Origin of the sequence: Paenarthrobacter nitroguajacolicus, assembly GCF_029952445.1 — a bacterium.
Classification (GTDB): domain Bacteria; phylum Actinomycetota; class Actinomycetes; order Actinomycetales; family Micrococcaceae; genus Arthrobacter; species Arthrobacter nitroguajacolicus_B.
The window spans coordinates 56,660-70,130 of sequence record NZ_JAQPPK010000007.1; the positions used below are offsets into that span (position 1 = coordinate 56,660).

Annotated in this window: 14 protein-coding genes; 5 read left to right on the plus strand and 9 right to left on the minus strand. The window is 60.2% G+C overall.

What is annotated here, in order from left to right; all coding sequences use genetic code 11:
- Positions 1-463 precede the first annotated feature (463 nt).
- The 3 genes from PJL15_RS06485 to PJL15_RS06495 are packed head-to-tail and all read left to right on the plus strand — an operon-like array spanning position 464 to position 3,567.
- The gene (locus PJL15_RS06485; protein ID WP_281450373.1) at positions 464-1,720 is read left to right on the plus strand and encodes an ABC transporter substrate-binding protein; all 1,257 of its coding nucleotides are present in this window, start codon (positions 464-466) and stop codon (positions 1,718-1,720) included.
- Between the two features lie 57 nt (positions 1,721-1,777).
- Positions 1,778-2,710, plus strand: coding sequence for a carbohydrate ABC transporter permease (locus PJL15_RS06490; RefSeq protein ID WP_281450374.1), 933 nt, complete (start codon positions 1,778-1,780; stop codon positions 2,708-2,710).
- Complete coding sequence (locus PJL15_RS06495; protein WP_281450375.1) at positions 2,707-3,567, plus strand: carbohydrate ABC transporter permease; 861 nt, start codon at positions 2,707-2,709, stop codon at positions 3,565-3,567. Before PJL15_RS06490 ends, PJL15_RS06495 begins: the two co-directional genes overlap by 4 nt.
- Positions 3,568-3,713: 146 nt before the next feature.
- Here PJL15_RS06495 and PJL15_RS06500 read toward each other — a convergent pair whose 3' ends face one another.
- From PJL15_RS06500 to PJL15_RS06540, 9 genes are all read right to left on the minus strand, one after another.
- Complete coding sequence (locus PJL15_RS06500; RefSeq protein ID WP_281450376.1) at positions 3,714-4,157, minus strand: VOC family protein; 444 nt, start codon at positions 4,155-4,157, stop codon at positions 3,714-3,716.
- A 4-nt stretch (positions 4,158-4,161) separates the two neighbouring features.
- Positions 4,162-4,911 (minus strand): SDR family NAD(P)-dependent oxidoreductase, encoded by a 750-nt coding sequence (locus PJL15_RS06505; RefSeq protein WP_281450377.1) that lies wholly within the window; start codon positions 4,909-4,911, stop codon positions 4,162-4,164.
- A gap of 133 nt (positions 4,912-5,044) precedes the next feature.
- Positions 5,045-6,031, minus strand: coding sequence for a Gfo/Idh/MocA family protein (locus tag PJL15_RS06510; protein ID WP_281450378.1), 987 nt, complete (start codon positions 6,029-6,031; stop codon positions 5,045-5,047).
- A gap of 140 nt (positions 6,032-6,171) precedes the next feature.
- Positions 6,172-7,458, minus strand: coding sequence for an MFS transporter (locus tag PJL15_RS06515; protein WP_281450471.1), 1,287 nt, complete (start codon positions 7,456-7,458; stop codon positions 6,172-6,174).
- A 28-nt stretch (positions 7,459-7,486) separates the two neighbouring features.
- Complete coding sequence (locus PJL15_RS06520) at positions 7,487-8,479, minus strand: Gfo/Idh/MocA family protein (RefSeq protein ID WP_281450379.1); 993 nt, start codon at positions 8,477-8,479, stop codon at positions 7,487-7,489.
- Positions 8,476-9,378 (minus strand): sugar phosphate isomerase/epimerase family protein, encoded by a 903-nt coding sequence (locus PJL15_RS06525; RefSeq protein ID WP_281450380.1) that lies wholly within the window; start codon positions 9,376-9,378, stop codon positions 8,476-8,478. Before PJL15_RS06525 ends, PJL15_RS06520 begins: the two co-directional genes overlap by 4 nt.
- On the minus strand, positions 9,320-9,949 hold the full coding sequence (locus PJL15_RS06530; protein WP_281450381.1) for a VOC family protein: 630 nt from the start codon (positions 9,947-9,949) through the stop codon (positions 9,320-9,322). The genes PJL15_RS06525 and PJL15_RS06530 overlap by 59 nt, the downstream gene beginning before the upstream one ends.
- Entirely contained in the window at positions 9,946-10,941 is a 996-nt protein-coding gene (locus tag PJL15_RS06535) for a LacI family DNA-binding transcriptional regulator (protein ID WP_281450382.1), read from the minus strand. Before PJL15_RS06535 ends, PJL15_RS06530 begins: the two co-directional genes overlap by 4 nt.
- On the minus strand, positions 10,934-11,920 hold the full coding sequence (locus PJL15_RS06540) for a Gfo/Idh/MocA family protein (protein WP_281450383.1): 987 nt from the start codon (positions 11,918-11,920) through the stop codon (positions 10,934-10,936). Before PJL15_RS06540 ends, PJL15_RS06535 begins: the two co-directional genes overlap by 8 nt.
- A gap of 140 nt (positions 11,921-12,060) precedes the next feature.
- On the opposite strand from PJL15_RS06540, the gene PJL15_RS06545 reads away from it, so the two are divergent.
- Together PJL15_RS06545 and PJL15_RS06550 are read left to right on the plus strand one after the other, a co-directional pair.
- Positions 12,061-12,708: a bifunctional 4-hydroxy-2-oxoglutarate aldolase/2-dehydro-3-deoxy-phosphogluconate aldolase gene (locus PJL15_RS06545; protein WP_281450384.1), complete on the plus strand. Its 648-nt coding sequence runs from the start codon at positions 12,061-12,063 to the stop codon at positions 12,706-12,708.
- Entirely contained in the window at positions 12,708-13,250 is a 543-nt protein-coding gene (locus tag PJL15_RS06550; protein ID WP_281450385.1) for an AAA family ATPase, read from the plus strand. The genes PJL15_RS06545 and PJL15_RS06550 overlap by 1 nt, the downstream gene beginning before the upstream one ends.
- Positions 13,251-13,471: the final 221 nt, after the last annotated feature.

Below are 13,471 nucleotides of genomic sequence, written 5' to 3' on the forward strand. Positions count from 1 at the left end.
TTAATCGCAAAACCCCCTCGGTAAACTTACAAGGCCAAGCCCTTCTGGCCCGAACGAATCCACAACACCCAGGCAGGTCCCGGTCAACAGCCGGGACCTGCCGGTCCTTTTTGTGCCAGATAGACTCCCTGGACGCATCAGCAGGCGGACGTTGAACGATGCCTACGCTGAGCCTTAACGAGCACCTGCCCAGTTGTTGGTTGGGGGCCGAGTTTCCGAGGTAACACCTTCCGGAAATCCACATCTAAAGAATCCTTGACAGAGCCTTTCTGCCGCCCTAAGTTTGTTGCAACCGATCTCAGCAACCGATCTCACTGCTAAATCTTAAGAAATGCAACCGATCTCAAAGGAGAGACCCTGTGATTAATCGGATTCCCCGGACCGTCGGGCCCACGCAGTTAGCACGCGTCGTTTGAGCACGGCACGCTCCCGCATCAGCAAACCTAGTCCACAGGAGAAACTCATGATCAAAAAGCCATGGGCCTTGGCGCTCGTTACAGCCGTCGTAGCCAGCCTTGCCCTCAGTGGCTGCTCACCCTCGGCTTCGGAACCTAAAGGTCCAGTGACGCTGAACTACTGGGATTTCCTCGATCCCAGCCAGGCTAATCCGCGTTCAAAGGCCCTAAAAGAAAACATTGCCAAGTTTGAGGCGGCCAACCCGGATATCAAGATCAACCTCTCGGTTGTTTCGCTGGGCGACATGTTGAATCGACTGCCGCAGGCCGCGGCAGCAGGTCAAGCCCCTGACGTCTTTAAGATGTTCACGCCCGTCGTTCCCCAGATGGCATCCGCCGGGGTTTACTCCCCACTGCCGGATGCTGCTTCCAAGGTGACCGACTGGCTGCGTCCCACAGACACTCTTGCTGGTCCTGATGGCAAACCGGTTGCCGTGCCGTACGAATACCGAACCTGCGCGCTCTACTACAACCAAAAGATCCTTGACCAGATCGGTGCGACCGTTCCCACCACCTATGACCAGGTCGTCGAAGTTGCCAAGAAGGCTGCAGCCGCAGGATATACCGGCTTCGGTACCGGTTTCTCGGACACGGACAACTCGGCCATCATCAGCACCTTCTTCAATTGCTTCATGACACAGGTTGACCAGGAAATCTGGAACAAAGATGGACAAGCGGATTTCGCAACGGACAAAGGCAACGAGTTTGGCAACTTTCTGGCCAAGCTCAGGGATGCAAAGGCTCTCGGTAGCAACGTCGTTTCAGACACATACGGCACCGTAGCTGACGGCATGGCGAGCGGCACTGTCGCCATGGCCGTCTTAGGCACAGAACGAGCGGTTTCCTTCGGCTCGCAGAACAAGGACCTCAAGTGGACGGCCCTGCCGAAGGCGAGTACCGGCGACACGACAGGCACCACCATTGGCTGGACCTTAGGCATCGGCAATGGCAGCAAGAACACCGAGGCTGCCTGGAAGTTCATCGAGTACATGACCGGTCCGGAAGCCGGCGCCCTGATGGCAACCGGCGGTGAGGTACCCACCCGTGCAGCCACTTACCAGCAACCGTTCTTCGCCACTCCGGAGGCCAAGACCGTCAACGACATCGCCGCCTACGTCAAGAGCAACAGTGAACCACGCACGTACTCCAACACATGGACCGCGCTTGCCACTGGCCTCTCCCAATCCGGGCAGAAGCTGACCCTCAACGGTTCATCAGGCAACGACTTCATCCGTTCCGCGCAGGATGCGGCCAACAAGAACTAGCCGCTCGCGGTATCCGGGGAGCCTGGGAAATCAGGCTCCCCTCGGAAGGGACAGATAATGTCAACCAAAAGCCCCACACGCAGCCCACGTAAGACCGCAACGCCTCCCCTAGGCACCCAGGCTCTTCGCCGAGTCCGCAGGGATCGAATGGTATGGCTCTACGTCCTCCCGGTCAGCGCCGTCTTCCTCTTTGTTTTTGTGGGGCCGCTCATCTACACGGCGTGGACGGCCCTACACGAGACGACCTATTACCAGATCGGCAAATTCTCCGGCCTGAATTCCTTCGTCCGGTTGTTCTCCGACTCCGACCTGCCGAGCCGCATATGGACAACTTTGGTGTTCTCGCTCGGTGCCTTGGTTATCGCTTTGCCGGCGGGACTGCTCTCCGCAATAGTGCTCAACAACCTTCACCGCTTCAAGCGCTCGGTCCGGAGCCTCTTCCTCCTTCCCTGGCTGATGTCACAGGCCACTGCAGGAACAATCTGGCTCTGGTTCCTTAACCCCAACTACGGTCCTGCATCAGCTATCACTAAGTCCCTCGGGTTCGGTCCCACAGATGTATTCTCATCACCGACCAGCGCGCTGGTCGCAGTAACCCTGATGACAGCATGGTGGTCCTACCCGCAAGCCATGCTCCTCTTCCTGGGCGCACTTCAAACAATTCCGGAGGAGCTCCGTGAAAGCCTGAAAGTGGACGGCGGTGGCATCTGGCACGGACTTGTGAACATCACCCTTCCCTACCTACGCAACACCATCGTCTCCGTCGTGGTGGTCCTACTCATGCTCTATGTCCAAATGGTCACCATCATCCTGGTCACCACAAGAGGAGGCCCCATCGGCTCAACAGAAACCTTGTCCATGCGGGTCTACAACCAGATGTTCGACAAATTCGATCTCTCTGGAGCCTCAGCAACGGCAATCCTGCTTTTCGCCGTCAACATCGCCCTAACCCTCGTCGCCATTCGCTTCCGACGGAAGGAAAGCCTGTGAGCACCACAACCCCGCGCCGCCAGCTACGCCTGGGCAATTTCTTGCGGGCAGTCCCGGCCTGGACGTACATCATACTTTCCGCCGCGGTCGTACTCCCGCCCGTTGCATGGATTGTGTCCACGTCGCTCAAGACCGCTTCGGGCACACTGGAATTCCCGCCAAGATGGATACCCGCCCCGTTCTCTTCCGAAGGCTATGTTGGTCTTCTGACATCGACGAACATCCGCTTCTTCGCAAACTCCCTCATCTATGCCGGGGGTTCCATCGTCCTTGCTCTGGCCATCTGCATACCCGCAGCCTACGTGGCCACGAGATACCGCAGCCGCCGCATGGAAACACTGATGACAGGGATCCTCGTCCTATCCATGGTCCCGGCGATCGTTGTCTTTATCGCCTTGTACTCCATGTTCGTCAAAACCGCATTGATCAACACCTACCCCATGATGATCATCGTCTACACTGCAATCATCTGCGGACAAACCATCCTGTTTCTGCGCAATTTCATCGAGAACATACCCGTCGAAATCGAGGAAGCGGCAGCAATCGATGGCTGCTCCAGGATGCAAATCTTGTGGCGCATTATCCTCCCGCTCATCAGGCCAGGTATCGCTGCTGTCGCCATCTTTATCTTCGTGTTCGTTTGGAACGACTTCCTGGTGGGCACCGTCCTCGCCACCACAGAAGACATGAAGACCGTGCAGAACGGCATAGTGCGATACATAACCACCGGCTTCGGTAGCTTCTGGGGGCTCTTCGCCGCATTCATCGTCGTTGCCTTCATACCCGTGCTCTCAATCTTCCTGGCATTCCAGCGCTGGTTTGTTGCCGGAATGACCTCCGGTGGCGTGAAGGGGTAGCTGAATCGCCCATTCACCGCACTGTCCGACAACTCAGAAGCAGGCCCCGTGGCCGTCTCCGACGGCTCACGGGGCCTGCTTCTGCGGCGCCAAGGACGTCCAACTCGCTGACTGACCCCAACGTGCAGTGACTTGTGCCCCCCGGCTTAAGCCGGACGCCAGTCCGGCGGCTGAATCAGCTCAACGCGATTTCCGTCAGGATCGAGGAGGTATACCAACCAACCGCCGGCAATGGGGCCTGAAGTCGGGGCCACGGGTTCGGATACCGCGCTGTAACCACGCGCTGTCATCCTGGCGTAAACCTGTCGCACGTCGATATCCGTAAAGGCAAGATGAGCCGTGCCCGGTTGGGCCTCTGATGGGTTAACGGCCGGCAGTAGCGGCTCGGCATGGGCGAGTTCCAGCCGAAAGGATCCGTCACTGGTAGCGAGCAGCATAGCCCTGACCTTGACGTTGGGACGGCCGTAGAGATCGCCAATGTATGGTCCCGATGTCCACGCATCCAAACGCGTTAGTCCGAGGCCGTCGACATAAAATTGCTCGCTGCGCTCCATATCCGTCACGTGCAGGGCGGTGTGATGATGTCGCATTTAGTCAGCTTCCGATTCCCAGATGTGCTCCGCCAGCCACATCGAGGGACACTCCCGTGATGTAGCGGTTGTCGGGGTCAGAAAGGAACAGGATGGCCCGGGCAACTTCGTCGGGTTCGGCAAACCGTCGCATCGGCAGTTGTGCTGCCCTCTTCGCTCGGTTGGCTGCTGCGTCCGGGCCGGAGTCCCTGGCAAATTGCGCCCACATGGGCGTGTTCACGGGCCCTGGTGCGATCGCGTTCACGGAGATGCCGTTGGGTCCGAGCAGTTCGGCAAAAGACCACATGATGTGGAGGACGGCGAGCTTGCTCGCGTTGTAGGGCAGGTAGTTGAGGCGTGCTTCTTTGGCCGCAACTGAGGACAGGACCACGATGGCCCCGGACGTGCCAGTCTCAAGCATGGATTTCGCAGTCTCCCGGACCATGGTGAAAGTCGCGGTGGCGTTGATCCTCAGGATGGAGTCGAACTCTTCGGTGGTTGTTTCCATGATGTCCGGGGTGGGGCCAAGAACTCCGGCTGCGTGCACGAGGACGTCGATACGGCCGTATGTGGCTTGAATGTCCTGTATCACCGTTGCGCATTGTTGTTCCGAGGTGATGTCGAGGGGGTAAAACGCCATAAGGCCCTGGTTCTCTTTGGGGGAACGGTCGGCGCCGATGACCATGGCCCCCGCCGCTAAGAGTGCAGTGACTGCTGCGTCACCAATTCCTCCGCTTGATCCGGTTACCAGAACCACCTGGTCCTTGAGGCTCATCGGTTCTCTCCCCTCTTGGAGCAGCTTGACTGCTGTTCTTCTGTGGTCGGAGCGTGAAGTGCCTGTCTCATGTTCATTTCCTTACTCGATATTGCCCTTCGGCAGGTCGTCCATTGTTCGGGTGTCGGTGATGCTAGGGGGCTGGCACCTCCCTGGCGCCGGAGGCTCGCGCTGTCCGGACTGCATCGGCGATTTTCGTGGCGCGGAGCGCCTGAGCGAATGTAACGGCAGGGGTTTCGCCCATGCAGAACCTCAGTGCCGCTGCTGCTTGGCGGAGGAACAGGTCGGAGGGCTCGAAGTTGTTCTCGTGTTGTCCGCCGTCTCTGTCCCACACATGGAGGGAATCGTTTGACCACAACATCCGGCCTCCAGTGGCCAGAATATCGATGGCGAGGCTCCAATCCCCCTGGTTGAGCCCTTGGGGTTCCTGCCAGGGAGACCAGTAGCTCTGCAGGGTGAACACGACCCCAGAGGGGAATTCGAGCATGGAGACCACGTGTTCCGGTACCGGAGACCCGTAGAGGCTGCTGCTGGCGCTGGCGGCCAGGACATCCGGATCACCCTCGAACCACGACGAGACCAGTTCGATCGCATGAATGCCATTGACTACCGCGACGCCGCCCTCTTTCGGGTCAGCACGCCATGAGTCGACGTTCTGCTTATGGGCAACCGATCGAACAGTCACGGCAATCACTCTGTTCTCCCTCACCCACTGTGAGAGAAGCTGGACGGCGGGATGCTGGTGGAGTGTGTATCCGACCATGAGTCGTTCGTTCACTCCTGAAGCGGCAGCCATAATGGCAGCACCATCGGCATCAGCCGCCACAGGCTTTTCCGTCAGCACTCTGAATCCTCTGTTCAGGAGATCCGCACAGATATCCGGTTGCAGTGTGGTGGGTAACGCCACAACGACCAAGTCCAGGTGATCGGAATGAAGTTCCTGGACGCTGGGCACCACCTGTGCTCCCAGCTCCTGGGCCAACTGAACGGCCCGCTCGTCTTTCTCCACAAGGTGGGTGACACTGGCACCCAGCTTTGCGAACGCTCGGGCATGCCGGGATCCGGCCCAGCCGGCCGCACCCACCACAGCGACGCGCGGGGGCTGTGCCGCCGTCGTCATGATGCCGGCCCCGCGAGAATCAGGCCGAAGATGAAAGCGGTGCCCATGAAATCTCTCCTTTGAGTTAGTTCAGAAAATCAATAAGACGTGTTGCTTGGAACGGCGGCGCCAAACTGTGGTGCATTTTTAAAAATGGGATGTCATGGAACCTGTATTTTCGGTGCCCGCTTCGGAACCGGCCTTTGATCTTCAAGCATGCGTGGCTTGTTGACCATGATCGCCCCCGCCACCAGCGCCACGAGCCAGGCACCGAGCATGCCGAACGAGGGCAGCCAACCGTCCCCAGGCGTGTGCAGGAGCGCGAATAGGAACGGGCCGATGCTTGCGAGGGCGTAGCCGGTTCCTTGGGCAAACGCGGAAAGACTCCCTGAGCCGGACTGCGTTCGGGTTCGCTTATTGATCATGGTGAACGCGAAGGAATAGGCACCTTGCCCCAGCCCGGCAATGACGACCCATATCCCGGCCGAAGCTGGTGGCGCGAAGATGATGCCTCCGTAACCGATGGCGAAGGCGGCGACAAACAGGACGGCCACAGGTAGCGGGCGGGACATTCTTACAACAACCATGGGCACCATCAGAGCGACCGGCAAAGCAAGGATTGAATAGAGGGCCAACATGGATCCAGCAGTTTCCTGGCTCATTCCTCTGTCGAGCAGGACAACCGGGAGCCAAGTGAGCGCGGCAAAAGTATTGCTTGAACAACCCGCAAACACCAAGGCAGTGCCCCAGCCAATTGACGATCTCCAAGGTTTGACCCCGTCCGCAGAAGGCAAACTCCTACCGTCTGCTGCTGGAGTCCCGGACGGGGCAAGGGTCCGTCCGGCCACGAGAAGAGTCAGCCAAGGCAGCGCGGCAACCGCGCTGAGGGCCGCCCAAATACCAATGGAGAACCGCCAGCCATAAAGAGTGCCCAAGGGAATAGCGAATTGGGCGGCCACAGCCGTGCTGACACCCAAGAGAGTGACGTGGAGCGCTGCGAGAATCCCGATTCTGTCGGGAAAATACTTCATCAGGAGAGGCGGTACTACCACATTGACCAGACCAATCCCGAGCATGGCAACACAGGTGAACGCCAAGAATGCCTGGACGTTCCATCCCCCTGCGCGCCCGAGCTGACCCAACGTTGTCAGCAGGATCGCAACCAGCAACAAGTATTCGAGCCGGACACGCCGCACGAGCGGTAGCGCAAGGAAGCCCATCACTGCGAAGCTGGCGGTCGGCAGCATCCCCAGGATTCCCGTGGTCAAGGCGTCAAAGGGAAGGTCTGCGCCTATTTGACCCAGGAGCGGGGACGCCGCGGAGACCGCTTCCCGCGCGCTGAAGGCAACCAGCAGAATACCTGCAAGCGCGGTGAACCGTCCACGAAGTGGCCGCTTCCCCGCTACTCTGGCATTGGGTGCATCCTTACGCGAACGAAGGAGAGCGATGGTGACACCTCCTTACGTCCGTGGGGATTCAGCTTGCGTTGACTGCGTGGCTGGCCCATTCGCGCCCGGTTTGCTCCTCTGTGGGCAGGCCGGCTGCGGCGAGGATCTGGTCCAGCAGGCGTTGGGTGCGGACAGCTTCGCGGCCTGAAGTCAGCGGCTGGGCCCTGTCGGCCACCCGGTCCAGGAAGTGGTGAACGGCGGTCGAGAATCCGAGGGTGTCTGTCGCAGTAGCCCAGCCATACGCTTCGGCGCTCAGTTCCCGTGAAGTGGTAACGCCGTTGATGGTTGTGGAAACCGTTTCGGGTGCCCTGACTTCGACCGTTTTCCCGTCACCGTAGGCGTCCAGTTTCTCGTTCCATGCACCCGCTGTGCGGGCTGCCATCAGGACGCCGGTGTTACCGGTACTGAAGCGGATGGTCGCTGCGAGTCCGTCTTCTTCCCATGGATCCTCACCAGCGGCGTGGGCGGCCACGTGTACGGGTTCTCCCCCGCAATACCAACGCAGGAGATCAACCATATGGATGGCGTTCTCGAACGTTGCACGGTATTCGGATCCAGGACGGTTCTTCTGGGCAACGCAGAAAGTGGCGCCTTTGTCCCCAAAGGCTTCCCTGCCGGCCGTGTAGACGGGCGCGTAGCGGCGGTTGAAGTCAACCATCAGGATCCGTCCTCGCTCATCGGCGAGGTCTGCCAGATGTTCTGCCTCCTGAGTCGCCGGGGCAAGCGGCTTCTCGCAGAACACGTCCACGTCGCGTTTGAGGCAAAGCTCGACGGCGTGCGCGTGCTCGGAACGCGGGGTCAGTACGAAGACTGCATCCAGTTCCTGCGCGGCCAGCATCTCCTCCACTGTCTTGTACGCCGCGTTGAAACCCCAGCGCCGGACCAGGCTGCTCGGATCTTCGCGCCGGGACACCAAGGCGGCCAATTCGACGTCGTCCCGCTGTACGAGCGTGGGCAGCTGCGCGATGGTGGCGATGTTGCCGGCGCCGATAACTCCGACGCGGAGGCGGTTGGTGTTCATCGGGCGTTCCTTACTTTGGCCAAATCAGTGAGCATTGAGCGCAGAACGGAGGCGGATTCCTTGAATCCGTCCTCGGGCGCGGGGAGGTCTTGCGGGTGCCAACGGTATTCAAGCTCGATGCTCAACACGTCGTCATAGCCGTTCTGCAGCAACGCACCGAGGATCTCTGCCCATGGAACAACACCGCTTCCGACGACGCGTGAACGGACCGCGCGTTCGGAGGCGTTGACCCGGGCGGTTTCCGTAGCGCGGAAGGCGGCGTTGGGATTTGTGAAGACAAGGTCTTTCACATGGACGTGGCCGATCAGGTCACCCTGGACAGCGAAGGCTTCCTCGTAGTTTTCGTCGTGTGTGAAGGTCAAGTTGGCCTGGTCATAGAGCACGCGGACGGACGGCTGGGCAATTTCCCGGACCAAGGCCGCGGTTTCAGCCGCGGTCTGTGTCATGGTGCCAAAGTGGTTCTCCACGCAAAGCCGAACGCCAGCCTGCTGGGCTTCGGGTGCCAGGGTCTCCAGCGCCTTGCGCAGCTGCCCCCACCGTGCCCCGTGGTCGGTGTCTCCAGGGTGCCAGGAACCGGCGTAGACACGGACCCGGTCTGCGCCGAGAAGGTGGGCGGTCTCTATTGCTCCGCGGAATTCGTCGATGGCTTTGTGCCATTCAGTGTCATCCAGTGAATTGATCGCGGTGGTGTAGGGCGTCAGTCCCACGATGGGTATGTCTTCGCCTTCGGCCGCTTTGAGTGCTTCCATCGCGGAGTGCCGGTCCCCTAATGGCAAGCCGGACTTGTACTCGTCCTGGTAGATGACTTCGGCAGCATCGAGCCCTGCGGCACGGAAGAGACTAAGTGCTTGAGGAACCGTGTGGTTCGGGGTGCCTAATGTGTGACCCGCCAGGCGCATTGTTCATTGTCCTTTCAGAAGTGTTGGGAACCGCTGTCCAGTCCGGAGGACCGACCAGTCGCGGTGGGGCTGCGACGCGTGATCGATCCACGAGTTCCATGAGCAGCCCCCATGGGGTGATGAAGTAGGTCCAGCGGTTGCCGGCTACGCGCGGGCTGTCCCCGGCGACTTCCTTGCGCTCACCGAGCACCCGTACTCCAGGTGTTTCCCGGAGCAGGGCGATGGCTTCGTCGACGTCGTCCACGACGAAGCACAAGTGGTGCCCGCCGGCGTCGCAGTGGCGCGGTGGCGTTTCGCGCCGCTCAGCGCTGCTCCACTCAAAAAGCTCGATATTGAGGTTCGGCGGCAAGCGCAGCATGGCGAGCGTAAGCTTTGCATCTGCCGGCACTTCGAAGTTTGTGGGCATGAATTCTTCGTCGGGACCGCGTTCGGAGCGATACAGCTCCTCGGCGCCGAGGACTTCGACGAAGAAGCGAATGCCTTCTTCAAGGTTCGGGACTGTCAGGCCGACGTGGTCCGTGTGCTGGAGCCCTGGCAGGCGCCGCAGCGTCCCCTCCTGTGGCCCGCTCACCGACGTGGTCCCGAGGTAGAGCGGCGGACCAGAAGCTCAGGTTCGAGGACTATGTGATCCACGGAACCGTCAACGTTTTGCTTCTCGGCCAGTTCGATGGCGATGTGCCCCATGTCAGCGATAGGCTGCCGGATTGTTGTTAAGGCCGGGTTGAACCGGGCACCGAGAGCCAAACCATCGAAGCCGATAACCGAGACATCCTCCGGTACCCGCACGCCGCTGCTGCCCAGTGCCGAGATCACGGCAAAAGCCACCATGTCGTTGGCCGCGATGATGGCCGTGGGCGGGTTATCCATTTCCAGGAAGTGCTCTGCACCGCGTGTGCCCGCATCGAGATCAGATCCGCTGTCCAGCACTATAGGTGTGCTGCCGCTCTGGGCCGTGAGCTCAAGATAGGCGTCCATCCGGTCCTGGGCGGTGTGCGTGCCCGCGATGCCGGATACGTAACCGATCCGGGTGTGCCCGAGCCCGTGCAGGTGGTCCAGTGCGAGCATGATCCCTTGACGGCTGTCGACTGTCACGGTTGGTACGGAGGAATCCCCTTCCACACGGTCGATCACCACCACCTTGTGGCCGAAGGCAAAGCGTTTCAGGGCCTCGGTATCCACCTTTGTGGAAGGCGCCACAATACCGAAGGGGGCGTACATCGCCTGCATGGCCGTGAAATAGCCATCAGTCTTGGCCGGATCACCGTTGGTGACGCAGAGCATCAGCTGGTAACCGCGCTCGTCGGCTGCCTGCGTCATCGTCTTGGCAAGTTCTGCGAAGAACGGGTTCGTAATGTCCGGGACGATCAGCGGAATGATGGTGCTGGTCTTTCGCCGAAGCGCCTGGGCGAGCGGGCTCATCGTATAGCCGAGTCCCTCGGCAACGCGGAGGATGTGCTCGCGCGTTTCACTCTTCACTGCCTCCGGGCGAGAGAACGCCCGGGAGACAGTTGACCGATGGACACCAGCCGCCTTTGCGACGACGTCGATACTCAAGTCAGGCATGTTCTCTTCCTCCGTGCTGGTGGTCATAGGCCCGCCAAATGGGGCGCATGACATCTTCGAGCTGGGCCAGCGTAGGCAGGCCCCGGAATCCATCTTCCAGCGTCCGGGCGACATTGCGCACAAACGGATCGTAGAGAGGGTCGCTGTCCACGTTGATCTTGTCGACCTCCGTAGTTCCGTCCAGGGCCGTGAAAGTGGCTGTGCCATCGGAATCGACGGTGGCGAACCCGGACTCGCCCACCGAGGTAAAGCTGCAATACCGCTTCAACGGCGAGCCAGGGAAAGCGTAGCCCACCTCCACAATCGCTTCGCGTCCTTCCGGAGTTGTGATGATCAAGCTGGCATGGTCCTCGATGGCTTGGCCGTGAAGAACCGATGAGAGTCGTGAATCCACCTCCGCTGCGGCCTCCCCGCATCCCCGGAGGAACAGGTCAACAAAATGCGGTCCCAGGTTCGCGAGGCACCCTCCCCCGGCCTTGACGGGGTCGAGCATCCACGGATTGGCATTGAAGAGATACCTGGCCGGAGGCCCAGCAATGAAGGATGCTCGCTGGTAAGTGGGCCTACCGGCCTTGGCCAACCAGGCCTCTGTGGGGCCGCCACGCTGGACCAGGGGCACTGTTGCTGGCACACCCGCTGCTTCGGCGGCTCGCCGCACGGTGGAAAGATCCTCAAGGGACGTGCCCACCGGCTTTTCCACCACGAATGGAATACCACGCTCTATCAGGGCCATGCACTTTTCTGCCATCCCCTCGTGAGGACCAAACACATAGGCAAGTCCCACGTCGGGCAAATCCACCAGTTTCCGCCAGTCGGCTTCAACCGGCGCTCCCCAACCGTCGGCCAGTTCCTGCACCTGCACACGGGAGACATCATCGTCGCCTACTGCGATCATGTCGTGCTCTTCGGCCATGGCCTGTGCACAGAGCGGAACATGCCAATGGGAAGCGCCAAGAATGATTGTTCGTACATTAGTCAACCGCAATACCCCCTTGTATGAGATCGATTGCTGAGATCGGTTGCAATAACACTATGGATGGTGGGAGAGTTTGTCAACGAAACATCCATACAGCCGGGGTTGGCTGGAGAAAAAAGCCACCCGGCCAGAGAGAGGCCAACATGATCAAGAAACTCCGCACCCTGCAGACCATCGACGAATCGGGAGCTGTCCTCATCGTGCGACTTGAGAGCGCCGAGGTCGCCGAGAAGGTCGCTGAAGCTGCCATCGAGGGAGGCTTCCGGGCACTGGAGATCACCCTGTCGATTCCCGGTGCCGTAGAGGTGATCCGGCGTCTGGCAGCAAAGCATGGGCCCAACGGTGTCGCCGTCGGGGCAGGGACAGTTCTCGACGAGCACTCCGCGTACGAGTGCATTCGCGCAGGCGCCGAGTTCCTGGTCAGCCCGCAGCTGAACCCCGCGATGATCCGTACAGCAAACCGCTACCAGGTGCCAACCATCAGCGGAGCCTACACACCCACTGAATTCGTGGAATCCGCAGAGGCGGGCGCCGACATCATCAAGCTCTTCCCCACCGAGGCCGGCGGTGTGACCTATGCGAAGGCAGTACTGGCACCCCTGGCACATCTGCCGATCATGCCTGCAGGTGGCGTAACACTGGAAAATGTGGGCGAATGGTTCGCCGCCGGAGTGGCCGGCGTGGGCGTGGGCAGCTACGTTACCAAGGCATGGCAGCCTGACGGTGACTTCACCCGCGTCACGGAAGCAGCCCGAGCCTTCCTCGCCGCAGTAGCAGAGGCCCGCCGATAATGACCCCGCAAGTCTTCATCGTCATTGGACCTGCCGGCTCAGGGAAAACAACCGTTGCCCAACAAACGGCCGAGAAGCACCACGCGGCTTACCTTGACAAGGACCGGGTGAGCGGCCGCTTCGTCGAATTCGCACTGACCGCCACTGGGCATGACCCAACTGACCGCGAGTCAAACGATTACTATCGCGCCAATCTACTGCCCCTTGAGTACGAGACCCTCATGGATGTGGCAGGAGTAAACCTGCGCCTCGGCCGCTCCGTAGTCCTCGACGCCCCCTTCGGCGCCTATTTCGACGATCCGGACTACCTGACCGGAGCGGCAAACGACTTCCACTGGCCCTCTCCCGAGATCACCGTGATACGAGTCCGAGTGCCTCAAGACGTCCTGCGTTCACGACTCATCCAGCGCGGCTTGGAGCGCGACAACTGGAAACTCGCACACTGGGATGACTACTGGGCCACCTACGGCCGCCTGGAATGCGCCTGGTCCGGCGTGCAGTTTCTGGACTTCAACAACGAGGCACCGCTTTCCCTCGATTGATTCAGCTGGGCTACGGGCTACGAGTGGCGTTGACACGATACGAAGCGTCGCCACTGCACATTGACAAAGATCACATTCCATCCGTATCGTTGAATGCAACCGATCTCAGCAACCGATCTCATTCGGAAACCTGGAGGTTTAGGAAAGATTTCTTCGCTTAAAGGCAAGCAGCGCCGCCCGCCCCGCACCGGCCGCCTCCCCTGGCATTTCGTCAACCGGTC